General features: G+C 59.8%; 20 protein-coding genes. 2 read left to right on the top strand and 18 right to left on the bottom strand.

The annotated features are described in order from the left end of the window. The 18 genes from NTD89_RS00100 to NTD89_RS00015 all read right to left on the bottom strand — a co-directional run bounded on the left by NTD89_RS00100 (position 1) and on the right by NTD89_RS00015 (position 18,918). Positions 1 to 804, bottom strand: coding sequence for an ABC transporter ATP-binding protein (locus NTD89_RS00100; RefSeq protein ID WP_242200467.1), 804 nt, complete (start codon positions 802 to 804; stop codon positions 1 to 3). Further along, a complete protein-coding gene (locus NTD89_RS00095; RefSeq protein WP_145158549.1) occupies positions 801 to 1,949 on the bottom strand; it encodes an ABC transporter permease in 1,149 nt (382 codons plus the stop codon). Before NTD89_RS00095 ends, NTD89_RS00100 begins: the two co-directional genes overlap by 4 nt. Before the next feature lie 54 nt (positions 1,950 to 2,003). Then, a complete protein-coding gene (locus NTD89_RS00090; RefSeq protein ID WP_106576053.1) occupies positions 2,004 to 3,035 on the bottom strand; it encodes a DUF5924 family protein in 1,032 nt (343 codons plus the stop codon). Between the two features lie 70 nt (positions 3,036 to 3,105). Next, positions 3,106 to 4,488 carry a M16 family metallopeptidase gene (locus tag NTD89_RS00085; protein WP_262206016.1) on the bottom strand — a complete coding sequence of 461 codons (1,383 nt, stop codon included), beginning with the start codon at positions 4,486 to 4,488 and terminating at the stop codon, positions 3,106 to 3,108. Positions 4,489 to 4,545: 57 nt separating this feature from the next. Continuing rightward, positions 4,546 to 6,204 (bottom strand): Na/Pi cotransporter family protein, encoded by a 1,659-nt coding sequence (locus NTD89_RS00080; RefSeq protein WP_106576055.1) that lies wholly within the window; start codon positions 6,202 to 6,204, stop codon positions 4,546 to 4,548. Between the two features lie 208 nt (positions 6,205 to 6,412). Next, positions 6,413 to 7,180, bottom strand: a complete 768-nt coding sequence (locus NTD89_RS00075; RefSeq protein WP_106576056.1) for a TerC family protein — start codon at positions 7,178 to 7,180, stop codon at positions 6,413 to 6,415. Between the two features lie 65 nt (positions 7,181 to 7,245). Further along, the gene (locus NTD89_RS00070) at positions 7,246 to 8,553 is read right to left on the bottom strand and encodes a CitMHS family transporter (RefSeq protein WP_106576057.1); all 1,308 of its coding nucleotides are present in this window, start codon (positions 8,551 to 8,553) and stop codon (positions 7,246 to 7,248) included. Positions 8,554 to 8,827: 274 nt separating this feature from the next. Next, entirely contained in the window at positions 8,828 to 10,789 is a 1,962-nt protein-coding gene (locus tag NTD89_RS00065; RefSeq protein WP_262206015.1) for a DUF4105 domain-containing protein, read from the bottom strand. After that, positions 10,786 to 11,106, bottom strand: a complete 321-nt coding sequence (locus NTD89_RS00060; RefSeq protein ID WP_145158555.1) for a DUF2388 domain-containing protein — start codon at positions 11,104 to 11,106, stop codon at positions 10,786 to 10,788. The genes NTD89_RS00065 and NTD89_RS00060 overlap by 4 nt, the downstream gene beginning before the upstream one ends. Before the next feature lie 26 nt (positions 11,107 to 11,132). Beyond that, positions 11,133 to 11,441, bottom strand: a complete 309-nt coding sequence (locus NTD89_RS00055; RefSeq protein ID WP_106576060.1) for a DUF2388 domain-containing protein — start codon at positions 11,439 to 11,441, stop codon at positions 11,133 to 11,135. A 105-nt stretch (positions 11,442 to 11,546) separates the two neighbouring features. Next, positions 11,547 to 11,867, bottom strand: a complete 321-nt coding sequence (locus tag NTD89_RS00050; RefSeq protein WP_106576061.1) for a DUF2388 domain-containing protein — start codon at positions 11,865 to 11,867, stop codon at positions 11,547 to 11,549. Positions 11,868 to 12,024: 157 nt separating this feature from the next. After that, the gene (locus NTD89_RS00045) at positions 12,025 to 12,204 is read right to left on the bottom strand and encodes a DUF1127 domain-containing protein (RefSeq protein WP_145158557.1); all 180 of its coding nucleotides are present in this window, start codon (positions 12,202 to 12,204) and stop codon (positions 12,025 to 12,027) included. Positions 12,205 to 12,465: 261 nt separating this feature from the next. Next, positions 12,466 to 12,681, bottom strand: a complete 216-nt coding sequence (locus NTD89_RS00040; RefSeq protein ID WP_003214752.1) for a DUF1127 domain-containing protein — start codon at positions 12,679 to 12,681, stop codon at positions 12,466 to 12,468. 318 nt (positions 12,682 to 12,999) lie between these two features. Further along, positions 13,000 to 14,493, bottom strand: coding sequence for an acetyl-CoA hydrolase/transferase family protein (locus tag NTD89_RS00035; protein WP_262206014.1), 1,494 nt, complete (start codon positions 14,491 to 14,493; stop codon positions 13,000 to 13,002). A 179-nt stretch (positions 14,494 to 14,672) separates the two neighbouring features. Next, a complete protein-coding gene (locus NTD89_RS00030; protein ID WP_119741358.1) occupies positions 14,673 to 16,109 on the bottom strand; it encodes an NAD(P)(+) transhydrogenase (Re/Si-specific) subunit beta in 1,437 nt (478 codons plus the stop codon). Beyond that, positions 16,109 to 16,429, bottom strand: a complete 321-nt coding sequence (locus NTD89_RS00025) for an NAD(P) transhydrogenase subunit alpha (protein WP_003187417.1) — start codon at positions 16,427 to 16,429, stop codon at positions 16,109 to 16,111. Before NTD89_RS00025 ends, NTD89_RS00030 begins: the two co-directional genes overlap by 1 nt. 15 nt (positions 16,430 to 16,444) lie before the next feature. Continuing rightward, positions 16,445 to 17,566 carry a Re/Si-specific NAD(P)(+) transhydrogenase subunit alpha gene (locus NTD89_RS00020; protein WP_262206012.1) on the bottom strand — a complete coding sequence of 374 codons (1,122 nt, stop codon included), beginning with the start codon at positions 17,564 to 17,566 and terminating at the stop codon, positions 16,445 to 16,447. Positions 17,567 to 18,018: 452 nt separating this feature from the next. After that, on the bottom strand, positions 18,019 to 18,918 hold the full coding sequence (locus NTD89_RS00015; protein WP_262206011.1) for a LysR family transcriptional regulator: 900 nt from the start codon (positions 18,916 to 18,918) through the stop codon (positions 18,019 to 18,021). Between the two features lie 157 nt (positions 18,919 to 19,075). On the opposite strand from NTD89_RS00015, the gene NTD89_RS00010 reads away from it, so the two are divergent. Both NTD89_RS00010 and NTD89_RS00005 read left to right on the top strand, forming a co-directional pair. After that, positions 19,076 to 20,257, top strand: a complete 1,182-nt coding sequence (locus NTD89_RS00010) for an acyl-CoA dehydrogenase (RefSeq protein ID WP_053253703.1) — start codon at positions 19,076 to 19,078, stop codon at positions 20,255 to 20,257. A gap of 12 nt (positions 20,258 to 20,269) precedes the next feature. Continuing rightward, complete coding sequence (locus NTD89_RS00005) at positions 20,270 to 21,490, top strand: CaiB/BaiF CoA transferase family protein (RefSeq protein ID WP_262206009.1); 1,221 nt, start codon at positions 20,270 to 20,272, stop codon at positions 21,488 to 21,490. Positions 21,491 to 21,581: the final 91 nt, after the last annotated feature.

Raw genomic sequence — 21,581 nt, 5'->3', positions numbered from 1 at the left:
TCATACCTCGTTGAGCGATTGAGCGGCATCCAATGCCGCGCGGCCGCGGGGGCCGTGGAAATATTCGTGAATCCAGGGGTCGTTCGTTTCCGAGACGACATCAATGGCATCGGCCACCAGCACTTTCTTCTGCGCCAGCACCGCCACACGGTCGGTGATGGTGTACAGCGTGTCGAGGTCGTGGGTGACCAGGAACACGCTCAGCCCCAGCGCATCGCGCAAGGTCAGGATCAGTTGGTCGAATTGCGCCGCGCCAATCGGGTCGAGGCCGGCGGTGGGTTCGTCGAGAAACAGGATGTCCGGGTCCAGCGCCAAGGCTCGGGCCAGAGCCGCACGCTTGATCATGCCGCCGGAGAGTGACGCCGGGTACTTGTCGGCCGCCGACAGCGGCAACCCCGCCAGGGCAAGCTTGACCGCGGCCAGGTGCTCGGCGTCGGCGCGGCTGAGGCCCGCGTGCTCGATCAGCGGCAGGGCGACGTTTTCGGTGACGGTCAGCGAGGAAAACAGCGCGCCCTTCTGAAACAGCACGCCAAAGCGTCGCTCCACCAGTGAGCGTTGCTGTTCCGGCAGGCTCGGCAGGTTCTTGCCGAACACCCGCACCTCGCCTTCGCTGGGGCGGCGCAGGCCGACGATGCTGCGCAGCAACACCGACTTGCCGCTGCCGGAACCGCCCACCACCGCGAGGATCTCGCCCTTGTACAAATCCAGATTGAGGTTCTCGTGCACGCTCTGGCTGCCAAAGCGGTTGCACAGGCCGCGCACTTCGATCACCGCCTCGGTGGGCGCACGGTGTAGACGACTCACCAGCCCATCTCCATAAAGAACAGCGCGGCAACTGCGTCCAGCACGATCACCACAAAAATCGATTGCACCACGCTGGAGGTGGTGTGGGCGCCGACCGATTCGGCGCTGCCACTGACCTTGAAGCCTTCGAGGCAGCCAATCGCGGCGATCAGGAAGGCAAAGATCGGCGCTTTCACCATGCCCACCAGAAAATGTTGTACACCGATGTCCGATTGCAGCAGCGAGAGAAACATCGCCGGTGAAATATCCAGTGCCACCGCACACACCACGCCGCCGCCGACAATCCCCGAGAGCATCGCCAGAAAGGTCAGCATCGGCAGCGACACCAACAGCGCCATCACGCGCGGCAGCACCAGCAGCTCCATCGGGTCCAGGCCCAGGGTGCGGATGGCGTCGATTTCTTCGTTGGCCTTCATCGAGCCGATTTGCGCGGTGAAGGCGCTGGCGGTGCGGCCGGCGATCAGGATTGCAGTGAGCAGCACGCCAAATTCACGCAGGAAAGAGAACGCCACCAAGTCCACGGTAAAAATGGTCGCGCCGAAACTCTTGAGCACCGTAGCGCCGAGAAATGCCACCACTGCGCCGACCAAGAAGGTCAGCAAGGCCACGATGGGGGCGGCGTCGAGGCCGGTCTGTTCGATATGCGCGACCATGGGCGTAATGCGCCAGCGCTTGGGGCGCAAAATGCCGCGGGCGAAGGTTTCCAGGATCAGGCCGATAAAGCCGAGCAGCTTCTTGCTGTCTTGCCACACGGTGTCCACCGCGCGGCCGATGCGCGCCAGCACCTGGATGCCGGCGGCCTCTTCCGGGGCTTTGTCCGGCACACAAAAATCATTCAGCGAGCGGTAGACGGTTTTCAGCAGCGCGCGGTCGGCGGCGGACAGGCTGCAATCGGTCTGTTCGGCCGATTGCTCGATACGGTGCGGCCCCAGCAGCTCTACCAGCAGCGACGCGCCGGCGGTATCCAGGGCGCCCAAGCCATTGAGGTCGATGCGTGCGCCGGCGTCGTATTGGCCGTCGAGTGTGTCCGACAGCTTCTTGAGGTTTGCGTAGTGGGCAAGCGTCCAGTCCCCCGTAATCCTGAGTAACGGAGGAGCGGTAGTCGTGTCGAGATGGGCGGCGCCCGCCGTGGTACTGGTGGTCATAAGCTCCGAGCTTGTTTGGCTATCCAGAATTCCTACGTAATAGCACGATACGGCCTACTTTGGCGTGTCCGTTTGTGCTGTGTCAGTGACTTTGAATCGCAGCACGCCAATGACCTGGCCGTCCTCCGTCAGCACCCGCACTTGCCAGCGGCCTACCGCGTCGGCGGGGAAGTTCTGCTTGTGCGTCCAGGCGCGGTAGCCTTCGTCGCGCCCGCCGTGGATATCCAGGGCAATGCGGTCAACCTCTTTGCCGTTGAATTTCCACACATGGTAAATCCGCTCATCCAGCCCGCGCGGCGCGTTGATCGCGGTGTAGGCGTACAGCCCGCCACTGCGCAGTTGGGCGGCGGTGACTTCCTTGAGGTCGTCACCGGGCGTACGGTCCTGCAGTTGGGTGCTGATCGCCACTTCGGTCATCCACAGCGTGGCCGGCGGCACCCACGTGCGCAGGAACCAGCCGGCGCAGCCAATGGCGGCCGTCACCCCCAGCAGCATCGCCCAACCTTTGAAGCTGCGCAGCGGCAAGCTGACCGCCAGGCTCGGGATCGACAGCGCCATAGCCACACCCAGCGCCAATTTGTAACTTTCGGCGGTGGTCAGGTGCAGGATGATCGGCAGCGCGGTAAGCAGCGCGGCGAACAAGGTCAGTGTGTGCAGCGCCAGGAACAGTGAGCGTTTCGGCGCCAGCCACTTGTAGTACAGCGGGTCGGTGATCGACACCAGTGCCGCCGCGCCGAGCAGGCCGGTGAAAACCGACTGGCCGCTGTTCCAGGTGGTGGTGACGAAAAAGAAGGGCAACACAAAAAACAGACTTTCCTGGTGGATCATCTGGGTGGCGTAGCGCAGCAGGGGTTCGGGGATTTCGCGCTTGAAGACCTTGGCGAACAGCTGGGTGAAGCTGTTTTCCAGCATCAGCCACAGCCAGCTCACCAGCATGATCACGGCGATCCAGCTGGCCATGCCCTGCTGGCGATCCACCAGCATGAAGCTGCACACACCCGAGATAAAGCCGCCGAGTGCGATGACCCCAGGGTAGCGCTTGATCAGGACGAGAATGCGCTGGATAAGGGGCGGCAGCTTTGGCATGAGCGATCCACAATGTGTGTAGGAAAAAACCCGGACAGAATAACGTCTTAGTCCTGTGTTCGGTGCCTCATTACGCGATCCGTTTGCGATAAAGCCGCAGGCCGCCCAACACAATGGCGATCAGCCCGAGCACGCCCGCGCCGATCCAGGTCAGGCTGTCGTAGCTCAACAGCGGTTTTTCGATACGCCAATAGCCCGCCTGGTCAAACACTTGGCGCATGGCCTGGTTGGCCTGTTTCAGGTTGACGGCCTTGATGCGTTTGACCGGGTCGCTGAAGTGGCCGTCGGCGTAGTCGCCGGATGCACTCCAGTAGTAATCGGCCAGCGCACTGTTGCCCTGCACGGCCCACGCCTGGCGCGCGATAGCAGCTTGCTGCAGGCGGGAGAAGGTGGCCGCGTCGAGGCCGTCCTTGAGCAGTTGCGCCTTGAGCGCTTGCAGCACCTGTTCGGCCTGCGGCAGGTTTTCACGCTCAAGGTCGGCATTCAGGCTCAGGAAACCGACGCCGCCGAGCACTTCACGCTCGCTCCACGGGCCGTAGGACAAACCGTGCTTGAGGCGCAGTTCGCGGTACAGCGCCCAGTCGAGGTAGTCCTTGAGCAGGTCGTAGGTTTCATCATGCTGGTCGTCGAGTACCGGTTCCGGGAACAGCCAGTGCAGTTTGGCGCTGTCACCGATCCAGCCGTGTATCAGGTCGCGATGGTTGGCGGCGGCGTGTTGAATTTCCGGAAGCGGCAAATGCTCGCTCGGCTTGATTGGGTCAAGTTGGCCGTAAGTACGTTCCAGATAGGCTGGCAGCAGCTTGTCGAGGTCGCCGACGATGATCAGGGTCATGTTGTTGGGCGCGTACCAGTTTTTGCGCAGCGCTTGCAATTGATCGCGGGTCAAGTGGTCGACCTCGGCGCGTTCAGCGCACTTGAGCCCCAGCTCAACGGCCAATTGGTTGCTGGCGGTGTGGCCAAGGTCCTGGCGGTCGAGCAGGCGTTGCAGATGCGAGTAATGCCCGCCGTCTTCGCGTTCGACCACGCGCTTGGCCGCAGAGATGTTGGCGTCGGTCAGTTCTGTGCGAGTGATGATGGCCAACAGCAAATCCAGCACTTTGCGCTGGTTTTGCGCGGGCGCTTCAATCACGAAAGTGGTGTCGGCGTTACTGGTGTAGGCGTTCCAGTCGCCGCCCAAGGCCTGCATGCGTTCTTCGAGGTCGCCTTCGCCGCCGCCGTCGATGCCACTGAACAACAAGTGTTCGAGCAGATGCGGCAGCTCTTTTTCTTCACAAGGGAAGTCATCCAGGCCTACGCCTACCACCAGGCGGATAGCCACGTGCCCGCGCTCGGTGCCCGGTTTGAGCAGCAGCTGCAGGCCGTTGGGCAAGGTGTAGCCCTCGACTTGCAGGCGGTCAAAGGCAAAGGTATGTGCCGAGCCCATGAGCAGGCAGGCGAATAACAGGCGACGCATAACAGCTTCCTGGCGAGTGAGGTCCACTGTTAACTGACTTCACTCACCGTCGTACGTTCAGGGTGAATGGGTGATGTCGGCGATATCTTCGGCCGAGAGCGCGCCGGTGTCGGACGTTTCGAGCACGACGTAGGCGCTGCTGCAGAACAGCGAGTTGAGGCGTTTCATGTCGGCAATCAGCTCCAGGTGCAGGGAACTGGTTTCCAGGCTCTGTACGATCTTGCGTTGCAGACGGCTGACGTGGGCGTGGGCCAGGCGGCGTTCCTGAGCACGGAAGCGGCGCTTCTCGCGCAGCAGTTGGCGGGCGCTTTCCGGGTCGGCACTGAGGAATACCGACAGGCCCAGACGCAGGTTGGCAATCAGCTGGGTGTGCAGGCCGGCCAACTCCTCCAGGCCTACTTCGGAGAACTGTCGGCGTTGCGAGGTTTTCTGCTGCTGGACTTTGCGCAGCATGCGCTCGATCAGGTCGCCAGCCAGTTTCAGGTTGATCGACAGCTCGATGATCTCGGCCCAACGACGGCTGTCCTGTTCGCTGAGGTCTTCACGCGGCATTTGCGCCAGGTAAAGCTTGATCGCGCTGTACAGGGCTTCAACGTCGTCACTGAGGCTGCGCATTTCCTGAGTGATGGCGGTTTGCTTGCCGCGCAACACTTCGAGCATTGCGGTGAGCATGTTGTCGATCAGGTCGCCCAGGCGCAGGGTTTCGCGCGCGGCGTTGGCCAATGCCAGGCTTGGGGTGTCGAGCGCGGCAAGGTCGAGGTGGCGCGGTTTGGCTTTGCCGTTGGTCTCGGCTTGTTCGGGCAGCAACCAGGCGCACAGGCGCGCCATTGGGCCGATCGTCGGCAGCAGGATGAGGCAGCGGCTGACGTTGTAGAGCAGGTGGAAGGTAATGACCATGCCTTGGGCGCTGTAGTCTAGGCCGTCCATCCAGCCTACGAGCGGGTCGAGCACCGGAATGATCAGCAGCAAGCCGATCAGTTTGTACAGCAGGCTGCCCAGTGCCACTTGTCGACCGGCCGCGTTCTGCATGCTGGTACTCAGAAACGCCAGCACGCCACTGCCGATGTTGGCGCCGATCACCAGGCCGATGGCCACGTGCAGGCCGATCACGCCCGCCCCGGCCAGGGTTGCCGTGAGCAGTACGGCAGCCAGGCTGGAGTAGGAAATCATCGCGAACAATGCACCGACCAAGGCATCCAGCAGGATGTCGCCGGTCAGCGAGGCAAACAGCACTTTGACGCCTTGGGCGTGGGTGATGGGCCCAGCGGCTTCGACAATCAGTTGCAGTGCCAGAATGATCAGGCCCAGGCCGATGCCGACGCGTCCCATCTGCCCTGCTCGCGTCTGTTTGCGCGACAGGAAGAAAATCACCCCGAGAAAAATCAGTAGCGGCGACAGCCAGGACAAGTCAAAGGTCAGCACGCGCGCCATCAACGCTGTACCGACGTCGGCACCGAGCATGGTCGCCAAGGCAGGCGTGAGCCCCATCAGGCCCTGGCCGACAAAGGATGTCACCAGCATCGCCGTGGCGTTACTGCTTTGCACCATGGCCGTCACCAGGATACCGGCGACAAACGCCAGCCAGCGCTTTGACATGTTCTGCCCGATGACTTGGCGCAAGTTGGAGCCGTAGACCCGCAAGATGCCGGTACGGACGATATGCGTGCCCCAGATAAGCAGGGTCACGGCGGAAAGCAGATTGAGCAAGGTCAGCATGCTCGGCCCCCCGTGTGGGTTAGCTCAAAAAGAGCAAATAAGAATTGCCGCGTGCCGCTCTACGTCTACTTAAGCTGTAGTTGGCGAATGGGCTGCGCGCCAGCATCGCATAGCTAAAGTCGTGTTTGAAATAAAACTGTCATGAAATCAGTTTTTTGCAGATGAAAAAAAGGGGCTCGAAAGCCCCTTTTTCAGCAGCGGGTCAGTGTTATTGACCCGGAATGTCCTTGCGCAGTTTCACTGGATCCTGCTGTTTCTTCTTTTTCGCGATAGCGGTGCGCATCTTGATATTGATCGCCTCCACCGCCAGCGAGAACGCCATGGCGAAGTAGACGTAGCCCTTTGGCACGTGCACGTCGAAGGATTCGGCAATCAGCACCGTACCCACCACCAGCAGGAACGACAGCGCGAGCATCTTCAGCGACGGGTGCTTGTCGATGAATTCGCTGATGGTGCCGGCAGCCAGCATCATCACCAGAACGGCCACCACGATCGCCGCCACCATCACCGGCACGTGAGAAACCATGCCGACCGCAGTGATCACCGAGTCCAGCGAGAACACGATGTCGATGATGGCGATCTGAATGATGGTGTAGATGAACTTGCCGCCGGCGCCTTTCGGCTCATCGTGGGTTTCGTCTTCGCCTTCCAGTGCGTGGTACATCTCCTGGGAGCTTTTCCACAGCAGGAACAGGCCACCGAAGAACAGGATCAGGTCGCGGCCGGAAATGCCTTGGCCGAAGACCACGAACAGGTCGGCGGTCAGTTGCATGACCCAGGTGATCGACAGCAGCAACAGGATTCGCGTGACCATGGCCAGGGCCAGGCCGAAGATCCGGGTGCGCGCCTGCATATGCTTGGGCATGCGGCTGACCAGGATCGAAATCATGATGATGTTATCGATGCCCAGGACGATCTCGAGGGCCGTCAGGGTGAAGAAGGCAATCCAGATTTCCGGATTGGTCAGCCATTCCATGTGTATTCCTTTGAGCAAATGTTAAACCGCGCAAGCTGCAGCGCCGCGCGGGTGAGTGGGTACGATTATAGAGTGCTGAACAGCGGAAAAATCCCCATCAGCAAAGCGGCGAACATTATGCACAGGCACACCAGCACTGCCCACTTGAGGGTAAAGCGTTGGTGATCGCCAAATTCGATACCGGCCAGGGCCACCAGCAGGTAGGTCGAAGGGACTAGCGGGCTGAGCAAATGCACGGGTTGGCCGACGATAGACGCGCGGGCCATTTCCACGGCGGTGATGCCATAGTGGCTGGCGGCTTCGGCGAGTACCGGCAGTACGCCGTAGTAAAACGCGTCGTTGGACATGAAGAAAGTAAACGGCATGCTCACCAGCGCGGTGATCACCGCCAGGTAAGGGCCCATGGCTTCAGGGATGACCGCCAGCAGGCTTTTGGACATGGCGTCGACCATGCCGGTGCCCGACAGGATGCCGGTGAAAATACCGGCGGCGAAGATCAGCCCCACCACCGCCAGTACGCTGCCTGCGTGGGCAGCGACGCGGTCCTTCTGCTGTTGCAGACACGGGTAGTTGACGATCATCGCGATGCTGAACGCCACCATGAACAGCACTGGCAGCGGCAACAAGCCGGCGATCAGGGTGCACATCAGGGCAAAGGTCAGGGCGCCGTTGAACCAGATCAGCTTCGGACGGCGAGCATCCGGGAACTGCGACACGCTGATCTCGCTGTGGTCGATCTCGTCACCCTGCAGGTGCAGTTCGCCCAGGCGCGCTCGTTCGCGTTTGCCGTACATATAAGCAATCGCCAGGATTGCTACGACGCCGGCGGCCATGGCCGGGATCATCGGTACGAAAATATCCGAAGGGTCTACGTGCAGCGCACTGGCGGCGCGGGCGGTCGGGCCGCCCCATGGCGTCATGTTCATCACGCCACCGGCGAGGATGATCAGGCCGGCCATGATCCGTGGGCTCATGCCGATGCGCTGGTACAGCGGCAGCATGGCGGCGACGCAGATCATGTAGGTGGTAGCGCCGTCACCGTCGAGAGACACCACCAGTGCCAGCACGGCGGTACCGACCGACACTTTCAGCGGGTCGCCCTTGACCATCTTGAGGATCTTGCGCACGGCCGGGTCGAACAGGCCGGAGTCGATCATCAGGGCAAAGTAGAGAATGGCGAACATCAGCATCACGCCGGTCGGCGCAAGCTTGGTGATGCCCGCAAGCATCATCGGCCCGATCTCGGGTGCAAAGCCACCAAACAGGGCGAACAGGATGGGCACGATGATCAAGGCAATCAGCGCGGAAAGGCGCTTGGTCATGATCAGGAACATGAACGTGATGACCATGGCAAAGCCAAGGAAAGTCAGCATAGGAATACTCCAGGCGTAGCGCGGCTAGGGAATGGCGAACCGGTTTGGGGTCAGCGCAGTACGAAAGGCACGTGGCGTACGGGTGGAGTTGGAGCGAAAGGGCAAGGACGAGCGGACATCGGGAATCACCATTGTTGTTGTTAACAGCCGGTCTGTTGCCGACAGTGGGGGCGATCCTAGACGTGGAAGCTTTCAGCCAGCTTTCGCTGTGTAATCAGGTGATGAGAGGTTTTTCTGTTTCTTCTGTAGGGCGAGTCAGCTTGTGTCGGGCGAATTATGGAAGCTCAAGGCCGCCCGCCGCTTTGTGCAGCGCGCGCAGGTGCTCGCCCACCTGTTTGAGATTGGCTTCACACGCGGCAATTTCGGCGGCGCGGGAAGGCTCGAGCAGCACCCTCACCTCTTTATCCAGATCGCCGGTCAAAGATTGCAGCTGCTTCTGGCGCTCGGCGCTTTCCGATTCCAGGCGTTTGGATTCCGAAGGTTGTGGCAGGCCGTAGCCACTACTGCCCAGTAGTTCCGCCGGGCGGCTGAGGAAGCCGCTGTTGGCGAGGATCTGTTGCAGTGTGTTGTTGGCTTTTTCCATGCCGCCGTTTTTCAGCTCGCGGGCACCGAGGTAGCGTTGTTTGACTTCATCCTGGGCCAGCATCAGCTGTTTGCGATAGCTGGCCTGTTCCAGCAGCAACAGCGCGGCGCTGGTGCGCAGGTCGGCCTGGCTGAACCATTGGCGGCGCTCTTCTGCGCTGAGCGACAGCCAGTCTTCGACCTCGGTCTGCTTGATCGGCAAGTGTTTGCGCAGGACATCGAACATCGCCTGGTAACGCTCGCGGAACGAGTCGAAGTGATAACCCCGGCGCAATGCCTCGCGTTTATCCTTGAGGACGCTGGTGTCGGCCAGGCCGCGTGCACTGAGCACTTCCAGCAGACCGTTGGGGGTGATGTTGTCCAGCCCGGTCAGCTGTGGGTTGGCGCTGCCACTGCGCAGGAGTTTCAGGCTTTCGACCGCGCAGTTGTTGGAGATGAAGAAGTAGTTGCCGTCGTAGCTCCAATGCATTTCGGCGGCATGCTCGACGGTGTCGTTGATCTCTTGGCGGGTGAGTTTCAGCGGTACGGAGGCCAGCCCGCGCAGCTCGGTCTTGGTGTATTCGTCGATGACCTGGGCCAGTGGCAGCACGAACAGGCGTGACGGGTATTTGCCCACCAGGCCATCCCAGCTCGACAGCTGTACGTCACCGACAAAGGCGCGGTAGGACAGGACCAGGTGTTGGTCCAGGTCCAGGCGGCAATCCGGGCCGCGCGGGCGACCGGGCGCGCAAATCACCAGGCGCAACATGCTATGGCCCCAGCGGCTGACCAGGTTCTGGTTGGCTTCGGCCAGCAGGTAGTCGATTTCGTACACGCGCTCCGGATCGATCTGGCCCAGAGGCGTCTTGGCGAAATCGTTGCCTGCGTTCAGGAATGCGTAGGTTTTGGCGCAGGTGTCTTGCGCAGGCGGCGCCCAGCCGAAGTGTTCCTTGTAGTAGCGAAACAGCGCGGGGCGACGGCAGGCGTAGCTCGGGTCGAGGAGGAAGTACTCCATGTTGACTGCCACGAACTCCAGCGGGCTGGTGGTTTCGTAGATGTCCGGGCTACGGGCAACCTGGTGGTTGTGTTGTTCACGTTCGCCGCGACGGCCCACGTATTGCGGCCAGCCGGCGAGGTCCAGCAAGCGCGGGTCGTCACTCAAGGTAAAGCGGCGATCATTCTGGCCACGGCATTGATCGGGCAGGCCGATCAGGCCGGTGATGTTGTTTTGGCGACTGCACCGCTGGATGAGCGTGCGGTCGTCTTTGGACCACAGGCGCGCACGGTCATAGATGTGGGTCAGCTCATGCAGCACGGTGGCGAGCATTTCGCGGCGCACAGTGCCGTGTGGGCGATTGGTTTTTTGGGTGGCGGCGCTGCCGTCGGTCAGGCTGGCGAGCAGGTTCTGATTCAGATCAAGCTCAGACACCAGCGAGGCCTGACCATAGGCGTTTTCAGGCATTTTGTCGGTCCAGCCGACATCGATACGTCGGTCCAGTTGCTCGACAAAGCGCGGCGGTAAAGCGCGCATCGCTTCATCAAGCAATGCCTGGCTGGCCTGCTGTTCGGCCGGGCTCAAGCCATCGGTCTTGAGCCGCAGTTGCAGGCTGGCCTGGGCTGCGCCTGCACAGAGCAGTACAGTCCCGGCCAATAGCCAGGCGACCAGGCGCCTCACAGAGCGAGGATGGCTTCGGCGAGCGTCTGGTCACTGGCATCGCGAGCTTCCGGCACGCGGGTTCGCAGGGTGTCGAAGGCGGCTTCCAATTGGGCGCCACGGATCTCGCCATTGGTGGCGACGAAACTGGCGGCATCGTCGTGGGCTTCGCGCACGACTTTGGAGTCGCGTATGGAGGTGGTGGTGTCCGAGGTGAAGTCGATGGTGCGGGCCGAGGCACGCACGACGATGTTACTGGTGGCCTTCAAGGTTTGCGCGTGGGCGACATCGGCCAACAACAGCAGGCCGAGAGCGGCGGCGATCAGCGGGCTACGCATGAAATAACTCCAAAATACAAAGATGATTATTGGACGAGAATTGCTTGCGCCAGTTCAAGGTCGCTTGCATGAAGTTTTGGCTGGGTGCGGCGCAGATAATCCAGCGCGGATTCCAGACGAGCGCCCCGCCATTGGCCGTCAGTGGCGATAAAAGCGGCAGCGTCATCCTGGGCGGCCATTACCAGCTTTCTGTCAAAGGGCGCTGACGTCACCTTGCTGGTGGCGTACGCACTGATGACGGTGCTCTGGGTGGACACATCAAAGGCCGAAGCCAAGGGTGACCAGCAGACGGAAAATAATACGGGAACGATCAACAGGCGGTATGAAAAAACCATGAGACTCGACAACTGAAAGCGAGCGCCAAGGCTAGCGCAACGCCCGGGCGAGAGCCAGCGCTGACACATGAGGTAGCAGCTGGCGCCCTTCTCTGTCGATCTGCGTCAGATAGCCAGGATCGCTTGAGCGAGCTGCGTGTCACTCGCCGCATTCAGTTGGGGGGCCTGTTGGCGGATCTGGGCCAAGGCGCTCTCCAGCTTCACGCCACGGATGGCGCCTTCGCTGGCCACAAAGCTGGCGGCGTCATCGCGAGCGGCCTGGACAACCTTGTTGTCCCGCAGGGAGGACGTGGCATCCGAGCTGGCATCGGAGGTGGCTTTCAGCGCGCCGACGATCGAATCGGTGGTCACGATAAGGCTGCTTGCGTTGGCATTGGCAGCCACGGCCAACAGGGCTGCAGCACTCAGCAGGCGAAGACGGGACATGGAATGACTCCTGTAGATGAACAAATAAAGCGGCGCAAAGCGGCCACTGTGAAACCGACGTTGTTGCAATTGAGCATCAGACGTCGGTTCTACAAGGTTCGCCACGTGATGACGCGATCTTAAGCTGCCGTTTATCTATTCGGAAAGCCCCACCGTTTTAGTCGCGCCAGAACGGTTTGGACAGCTCGGCGATTCGGTCGCCCTGGCTGATGCCAGCGTCGGACAGCTCGCGAGCGTCGAGTTGTGCCAGTTGTTGGCGCTCATGGGCCTGTTTCGCCCATCGAGCCAGGGCACTGGCGGTGCGAATAATCAGTTGTTTACTGGACGAGGCTCGCATGGGGATGGCCTTTTATGAGGTAGTGGAACTCCATGTTGGGCGTGTCCCTGACATCAATACAGATACACCAAGTCTAAATTGTACTGCTTAACTGTAGTGTTTTTTAAACTGTACTGGTTACGAAGCAGCTCATCTGTTTGCGATCTAAAAGCTGAATCCCAGAAACAGCAAAGCCCGCCTCCGGTTACCCGGGGCGGGCTTTGCTTTGACAAATCTGGATGCTGGCGGTGGACCCGGCGGGTCAGGGCCAGCGGGCGCCAATTAGCGCCAGAACGGCTTGCTCAGCTCTTCGTAGCGTTGAGCTTCGCTGATACCGGCGTCAGCCAGCAGACGCGAATCCAGACGAGCCAGTTGATGGCGGCTGGAGATGCGGCGCTGCCACAACATCAGGTTGGCGAGAACGCGCAAAGGCAGGGAAGCCTGGGTGTTTACAGCTTTTTCTTCGAAGAACAGATCGGAACTGAGTGTACGTTCCATGATGACATCCTTCCGCTTGTGGCGGGATTAGGTAGTGGTTTAACTGATGCCAATGATCCTCCTCCGACGCAAGACTCTGTAGATACAGTTCACCTGTATTGTGAAGGGCCAGTTAACTGTTTATACCCGCTGTACTGTACGGAAATGGGGCAACTGTACCTGTCCGCACTGAAACAGTGCGAAATTGGCAATTTCGATGATGTATGTAGGAATATACGGCGGGAAATGACCGGTACAGCAGTACAGTTTTTTGCAGATCTGATTCTGATGCATTCGAGCTGATGCAACTGTATGAGCATCAGCTCGAATCTGTATCAATCACGCCTTGAGCATGTGCCCGGTTTCTTCCAGGTTAATGTGCCAGCTCAGTGCCTCGCGCAGGATATGCGGGGTATGCCCGCCGATAGCACAGGCCGCATTGAAGTAGCTGTTCAGCGCATCGCGGTACGCCGGGTGCACACAGTTGTCGATGATTACCCGAGCCCGTTCCCGTGGCGCCAGACCGCGCAAGTCGGCAAGGCCCACTTCGGTGACCAGAATGTCGACATCATGCTCAGTGTGGTCCACATGGCTGACCATCGGCACGACGCTGGAAATGGCGCCGCCCTTGGCGATCGACTTGGTCACGAAGATGGCCAGGTGCGCATTGCGCGCGAAGTCCCCGGAGCCGCCAATACCGTTCATCATCCGCGTGCCACATACATGGGTGGAATTGACGTTGCCGTAGATGTCGAATTCCAGCGCGGTATTGATGCCGATAATACCCAGGCGCCGCACCACCTCAGGGTGGTTGGAGATTTCCTGTGGGCGCAGCACCAGCTTGTCCTTGTAGTGCTCCAGGTTGCCGAACACGTCGGTGTTGCGCCGTTCCGACAAGGTAATCGAGCTGCCGGAGGCGAAACTCAGCTTGCCCGCATCGATCAGGTCGAAGGTCGAATCCTGCAGGACTTCCGAATACATCGTCAGGTCTTCGAACGGCGATTCGATCAAACCGCACATCACGGCGTTGGCGATGTTGCCAATCCCGGCCTGCAACGGGCCGAGCTTGTTGGTCATGCGACCGGCGTCCACTTCCTGCTTGAGGAAATTGATCAGGTGATTGGCGATGCCTTGGGTATCGGCGTCCGGCGGCGTCACAGTGGATGCGGAATCAGACTGGTTGGTGATTACGATGGCGACAATCTTTTCCGGCGGGATCGGAATTGCAGTGCTACCGATGCGGTCGTCGACCTTGACCAGCGGGATCGGCGTGCGCGTCGGCCGGTAGGTGGGAATATAGATGTCGTGCAACCCTTCCAGGTTCGGGTTGTGCGCCAGGTTGATCTCTACGATCACGTGCTTGGCGAAAATCGCAAAGCTCGCCGAGTTACCCACAGAGGTGGTCGGCACAATATGGCCTTGCTCGGTGATCGCGACGGCTTCGATCACGGCAATATCCGGCAGCTTGAGCTGGTTGTTGCGCAGTTGTTCGACGGTTTCGGACAAATGCTGGTCGATGAACATCACCTCGCCGGCATTGATCGCCTTGCGCAGGGTGCTGTCGACCTGAAATGGCATGCGTCGGGACAGCACGCCTGCTTCTGTCAGTTGCTTGTCCAGGTCATTGCCCAGGCTGGCGCCGGTCATCAAGGTGATTTTCAGCGGCGAAGTCTTGGCGCGTTCGGCCAGGGCGTGAGGGACGGCCTTGGCTTCACCGGCGCGGGTGAAGCCGCTCATGCCGACGGTCATGCCGTCCTCGATCAGTGCGGCGGCGTCTGCCGCGCTCATGACCTTGTTCAACAACGAAGGCAAGCGGATACGATCACGGTACATGAATTCTTATCTCAGGCTACGGAAGCAAGGTGGGCAGTGTAGTGATTTCAAAAAATTTCGGCCCGCTACCATGGTCGAATGCCAGGCGGCGATTTAGAGCCTTTGGTCGGTTTTAATCCAGCAATAAAAAACCCCAGCCTACTGCGGGCCAGGGTTTCGGGTATTGCGCTGGCGCAGTGTTATTCGACGGCTTTGACCATGTCTTCGATGACCTTCTTGGCGTCACCGAAAACCATCATGGTCTTGTCCAGATAGAACAACTCGTTGTCCAGGCCCGCATAGCCGCTGGCCATCGAGCGCTTGTTGACGATGATGGTCTTGGCCTTGAACGCCTCAAGGATCGGCATGCCGGCGATCGGCGAATTAGGGTCGTTCTTGGCGGCCGGGTTGACCACGTCGTTCGCGCCCAGCACCAGCACCACGTCGGCCTGGCCGAACTCGGAGTTGATGTCTTCCATCTCGAACACCTGGTCATAAGGCACTTCGGCCTCGGCCAGCAGCACGTTCATATGACCAGGCATACGGCCAGCCACCGGGTGGATCGCATACTTCACGGTCACGCCGCGGTGGGTCAGCTTCTCGGTCAGCTCTTTAAGCGCATGTTGCGCACGTGCCACCGCCAAGCCATAGCCCGGCACGATGATCACGGTGTCGGCGTTGGTCAGCAGGAAAGTCGCGTCGTCGGCAGATCCGGATTTGACCGGGCGCGCTTCTTTCGAGCCCGCAGGGCCCGCCGCATCGGCTGTGTTGCCAAAGCCGCCGAGCAGTACATTAAAGAACGAGCGATTCATCGCCTTGCACATGATGTACGACAGGATCGCGCCGCTGGAGCCCACCAGCGAGCCGGCGATGATCAGCATCGAGTTGTTCAGCGAGAAGCCAATACCCGCCGCTGCCCAGCCGGAGTAGCTGTTGAGCATCGACACGACGACCGGCATGTCGGCGCCGCCAATCGGGATGATGATCAGCACGCCAAGCACGAACGCCAGGGCCAGCATCAATGCGAAGGCGCTGAGGTTGCCAGTGAACATGAACGCCAGGCCCAGACCCAGGGTTGCAAGGCCCAGCACCAGGTTCAGCTTGTGCTGGCCGCCGAACTGTACCGGTGCGCCTTGGAACAGGCGGAACTTGTACTTGCCCGACAGCTTGCCGAACGCGATCACCGAACCGGAGAAGGTGATGGCACCGATGGCCGCGCCGAGGAACAGTTCCAGGCGGTTACCGGCAGGGATCGAGTCGCCCAAGTGTTTGACGATGCCCAGGGATTGCGGCTCGACCACGGCGGCGATGGCGATAAACACCGCGGCCAGGCCGATCATGCTGTGCATGAATGCCACCAGCTCGGGCATCTTGGTCATTTCTACGCGCTTGGCCATGATTGAACCGGCGGTGCCGCCGATCAACAGGCCGACAATCACGTAACCAATGCCAGCAGTGGCCAGCTCAGCGCCCAGCTTATAGATCAGGCCTACGGTGGTAAGCACCGCGAGCGCCATGCCGAGCATGCCGAACAGGTTGCCGCGTCGCGACGTGGTGGGGTGTGACAAGCCTTTGAGGGCCTGGATAAAGCAGATCGACGCGATCAGGTAGAGCGTCGTTACAAGATTCATGCTCATTACTTCGGCGCCTCTTCTTTTACTTTCGGGGCTTTTTTCTTGAACATCTCGAGCATCCTGCGCGTTACCAGGAAGCCGCCGAACACGTTGACCGCCGCCAGAGCCACGGCCAGAGTGCCCATGGTCTTGCCCAAGGGTGTAACGGTAAGGGCCGCCGCCAGCATGGCGCCGACGATCACAATCGCCGAGATCGCGTTGGTCACGGCCATCAATGGCGTGTGCAGCGCGGGTGTGACGTTCCAAACCACGTGGTAACCGACGTAAATCGCCAGCACAAAGATGATCAGGTTGTAGATACCGGGGGAGATAAGCTCTTCCATCGTCTGAATCCCTGCTTAGGCGTTTTTACGGATGACTTGGCCGTCGCGGCACATCAGGCACGCGGCGACGATGTCGTCTTCGAGGTTGATTTCAAACTGCCCTTCCTTGGTGAAGACCAGCTTCAGGAAGTCCAGCAGGTTGCGCGCATACAGAGCGGAAGCATCAGCAGCGACTGCGCCGGCCAGGTTGGTCGGGCCGCAGATGGTCACGCCGTTTTCCACGATCACCTGATCGGCGACCGTCAGCGGGCAGTTACCGCCCTGGGCGGCGGCGAGGTCGATGACCACAGAGCCGGGTTTCATTTGTGCGACGGTTTCAGCACTCAACAGCGTCGGTGCCTTGCGGCCCGGGATCAGTGCGGTGGTGATAACAATGTCGGCTTGCTTGGCGCGTTCGTGTACGGCCAGGGCCTGGCGTTGCATCCAGCTGGAAGGCATGGGGCGCGCATAACCGCCGACGCCGACCGCGCATTCGCGTTCTTCATCGGTTTCGTAGGGCACGTCGACGAACTTGGCACCCAGGGATTCGATCTGCTCTTTTACTGCCGGGCGCACGTCGGACGCTTCGATCACTGCACCCAGGCGTTTGGCCGTGGCAATGGCCTGCAAGCCTGCAACGCCGGCGCCGAGGATCAGCACGCGCGCGGCTTTGACGGTGCCGGCGGCAGTCATCAGCATTGGCATGAAGCGTGGGTAGTGATGGGCTGCCAGCAATACCGCCTTATAGCCGGCGATGTTTGCTTGCGATGACAGCACGTCAAGGCTCTGGGCCCGCGAGGTGCGCGGTGCAGCTTCAAGGGCGAAGGCCGTAATGCCGCGCTCGGCAAGCTTGGCGATGGTTTCGTTGCTGAACGGGTTGAGCATGCCCACCAACACGGTGCCGCTTTTGATCAGCGCCAGTTCGTTGTCGCTGGGGGCAACCACCTTGAGAATCAGCTCGGCACCCAGCGCATCCTCGGCACTGCCAATGGTTGCGCCTGCCGTTTCATAGGCGCTGTCCACGACACTGGCTTTAATGCCTGCACCGCTTTGAACAGTGACCTTATGGCCCTGGCCGATCAGCTTCTTGATGGTTTCCGGGGTGGCAGCCACCCGCGTTTCACCGGTCTGGGTTTCGAGAGGAACACCAATGTGCACGTCAAATCTCCTGCATGATCTTTTTGCTTTTGATCTTTTTGTAAAAAGGCCAGTGCACCGCGAGTGGCGCAACTGGGGCGGCCGATCAGCACGATCCCGCCGAAATGACAGCGGGGCGCGGCATTTTGCAGGCGAACTTTACGGCCATCAAGGGATTATGACGGGTGACGAAAAATTAACTACAAGTCACCCTGTGACTGATTGTCGCAATGCACCCTAATAACCGTTTTAAATACAGGTGTTTAGAGGGGTTCAGGCTTTTTTGAGACTTTTTCCAATCGTCGCTGTGAATGGGCGGGCATTGGCCGCATATGGTCGCTGCAAGCCATGTGGATCATAGCTTTGAGCTTGATTTCTGGCTGGCAAGTACAGTCTGCGTAAATGCGACATATCCGTACATCTGTAGGATTTGAAATATCTTGACTACAGGGTCAGTAACTAGCGTAGGACCTTTAAACATTGGGGCTATAACGCTGTGATTGATCAATTAACCAGTCTCTGAAGGCGTGCAGTGAGGCGGATTCGACTTTTCGTTCGGGAATCATCAGGTAGTACGCCTTCGAACTGCTGAGGGCTTCGGGGCTTGCGATCACTAATTGCTTCTCCTCAAGCTCGCGCTGGATAAGGAATGGCGGAATCAGCGCAATGCCCATGTCATGCATGGCGGCTTGAGACAACATCGAGAATAGCTCGTAACGAGGGCCTGTCATGTCACGGGGTATGTTCAGTTGTTGCGCGCTGAACCATTGGCGCCAGGCGTATGGCCGAGTGGTTTGCTGCAGTAGCGGCAATTGCGCGATCTGCTGAGGGCTGAAGTGGTCACGGTCACCCAACAAGCGCGGGCTGCACACCGGGAGCGGATTTTCCCCCATCAGACGGTGAGACTCGGTGCCGGACCAGTCGGCATCGCCGAAGTAGATCGCCGCATCGAATTCGGTATCGGCAAATAGAAAGGGGCGCGTCCGGTTGGTGAGATTGACGGTCACCTCTGGGTGGTGTCGTTGAAAATCTTTGAGGCGAGGGATCAACCATTGGGTACCGAAGGTTGGCACCACGGCCAATTCAATGACGTTGGCGCCCTGCTGTCCCATTACTGACAAGGTGTCGCGCTCTACGGCGTCCAGTTGCATGGCGACGCGCCGGCTATAGGACAGGCCCGCTTCCGTCAGTTTTACCCCGCGCCTTGAGCGCCGAAATAGCTCGACACTCAAAAACTCTTCAAGGCTGGCGATCTGTCGACAGATGGCGCCTTGGGTGATGGAAAGCTCGTGCGCCGCCTTGGTAAAGCTCTCGTGGCGGGCCGCAGCCTCAAAGCTGACCAGAGCAGTCGTACTGGGAATTTTTCTGCGCATGTACGGAGTACTCACTTATAAAGCGCGTCTGCGCCCTTCTCAGTCGTTTCGGAGTGAGAAATTAGCACAACCCTATGCAGAAACCTCGTTTGCCCTCTGCGTCTGCCCAGCCTAGGCTGCACCCACGACTTCTGATTTTTTCCGCGAGGGCTTATTCATGGCTGGTAAGGCAAGCTTCAACTGGATCGATCCGCTGCTGCTGGATCAACAGCTCACCGAAGAGGAGCGCATGGTGCGTGACAGTGCTGAGCAGTTCGCCCAGGACAAGCTGGCGCCGCGTGTGCTCGAAGCCTTCCGCCATGAAAAGACCGACCCCGCGATTTTTCGCGAGATGGGCGAAACCGGCCTGCTCGGCGCGATGATCCCTGAGCAGTACGGTGGCAGTGGCTTGAATTACGTCAGTTATGGGCTGATCGCCCGTGAGGTCGAGCGTGTCGACTCTGGCTATCGCTCGATGATGAGTGTGCAGTCGTCACTGGTCATGGTGCCCATCAACGAATTTGGTACCGAGGCGCAGAAGCAGAAGTACCTGCCGAAGTTGGCATCCGGGGAATGGATCGGCTGCTTCGGCCTGACCGAGCCTAACCATGGTTCTGACCCGGGTGCGATGATTACGCGGGCGCGCAAGGTAGACGGCGGCTATAGCCTGACTGGCGCCAAGATGTGGATCACCAATAGCCCGATCGCCGATGTGTTTGTGGTGTGGGGCAAGGACGATGCCGGGGATATCCGCGGTTTTGTCCTTGAGAAGGGTTGGAAAGGTCTGAGCGCTCCGGCGATTCACGGCAAGGTCGGCCTGCGGGCTTCCATTACCGGTGAAATTGTCATGGATAACGTCTTTGTGCCGGAAGAAAACATTTTCCCGGATGTGCGTGGTTTGAAAGGGCCTTTCACCTGCCTTAACTCGGCGCGCTACGGCATCTCCTGGGGCGCGCTGGGTGCCGCCGAGTTCTGCTGGCATACCGCTCGCCAGTACACCCTGGATCGTCATCAGTTCGGGCGTCCATTGGCGGCAACCCAATTGATCCAGAAGAAGCTGGCCGATATGCAGACCGAGATCACGCTGGCGCTGCAAGGGTGCCTGCGTCTGGGGCGCATGAAGGATGAAGGAACGGCGGCGGTTGAGATCACTTCGATCATGAAGCGCAACTCGTGCGGCAAGTCCCTGGATATCGCCCGTATGGCGCGTGACATGTTGGGTGGCAACGGTATTTCCGATGAGTTTGGGGTGGCGCGCCACCTGGTCAACCTGGAGGTGGTCAACACCTATGAAGGAACGCACGACGTGCATGCCCTGATTCTTGGGCGTGCGCAAACCGGTCTTCAGGCGTTCTATTAATAGGAGCACGGTATGGGCGCGCTTTCACATCTGCGTGTACTGGATTTATCGCGAGTGCTGGCGGGCCCCTGGTCCGGGCAGATCCTTGCGGACCTTGGGGCTGAAGTGATCAAGGTCGAGCGGCCTGGTAATGGCGACGACACGCGTGCATGGGGGCCGCCCTTTCTTAAGGATGCATTTGGCGAGAACACCAGTGAAGCGGCGTATTACTTGTCGGCCAACCGTAACAAGGAGTCGGTGACTATCGACTTCACGCGGCCGGAGGGGCAGAAGCTGGTGCGTGACCTGGCGGCCAAGTCCGACATCCTGATCGAGAACTTCAAGGTGGGCGGCCTGGCGGCATATGGGCTGGACTATGAATCGCTGAAGGAGATCAATCCCGAGTTGATCTATTGCTCGATCACGGGCTTTGGTCAGACGGGGCCTTATGCGACACGCGCGGGTTATGACTTCATGATCCAGGGGCTGGGTGGCCTTATGAGCCTGACCGGTCGGCCAGAGGGTGATGAAGGGGCTGGGCCTGTGAAGGTGGGCGTGGCATTGACCGACATCCTGACCGGGCTCTACTCGACGGTGGCCATTCTCGCAGCGCTGGCCCATCGCGATCATGACGGTGGCGGGCAGCACATTGATATGGCGTTGCTGGATGTGCAGGTGGCGTGCCTGGCTAATCAGGCGATGAATTACCTCACGACGGGTGTTTCGCCAAAGCGTTTGGGCAATGCTCACCCCAATATCGTGCCTTATCAGGATTTTCCCACGGCTGATGGTGACTTCATCCTCACGGTGGGTAACGACGGGCAGTTTCGCAAGTTCGCTGAGGTGGCGGGGCAGCCTCAATGGGCAGAGGATCCGCGCTTTGCTACTAATAAGCTGCGGGTGGCTAATCGCGCGGAGCTGATTCCGTTGATTCGCCAGGCTACCGTCTTCAAGACCACCGCTGAGTGGGTATCGCAGCTGGAGCGAGTGGGTGTGCCGTGCGGGCCTATCAATGACTTGGCACAGGTGTTCGCCGACCCACAGGTCAAGGCGCGGGGGTTGGCGATGGCATTGCCGCATGCGTTGGCGGGGATGGTGCCTCAGGTAGCGAATCCGATAAGGCTTTCCAAGACGCCGGTGGAGTACCGTAGCGCGCCTCCTCTATTGGGAGAGCACACGGTTCAGGTGCTGCAAGGTGTGCTTGGGCTGGGGCCGGCGAGTGTGGCTGCTTTAAAGGAGGCGGGGGTTATATGAGCGTTTCCCTCTATATAGAGGGTGTGAAGGGCTCAATGTCGGTTGTTTTTTAATCAATCCTAACTAATTGATAGAAAAGCAAAATTAAGGG

It is taken from the genome of Pseudomonas sp. 14P_5.3_Bac1, from assembly GCF_025466135.1.
Classification (GTDB): Bacteria; Pseudomonadota; Gammaproteobacteria; order Pseudomonadales; family Pseudomonadaceae; genus Aquipseudomonas.
This window is presented reverse-complemented; position numbering and strand designations above follow the sequence as displayed.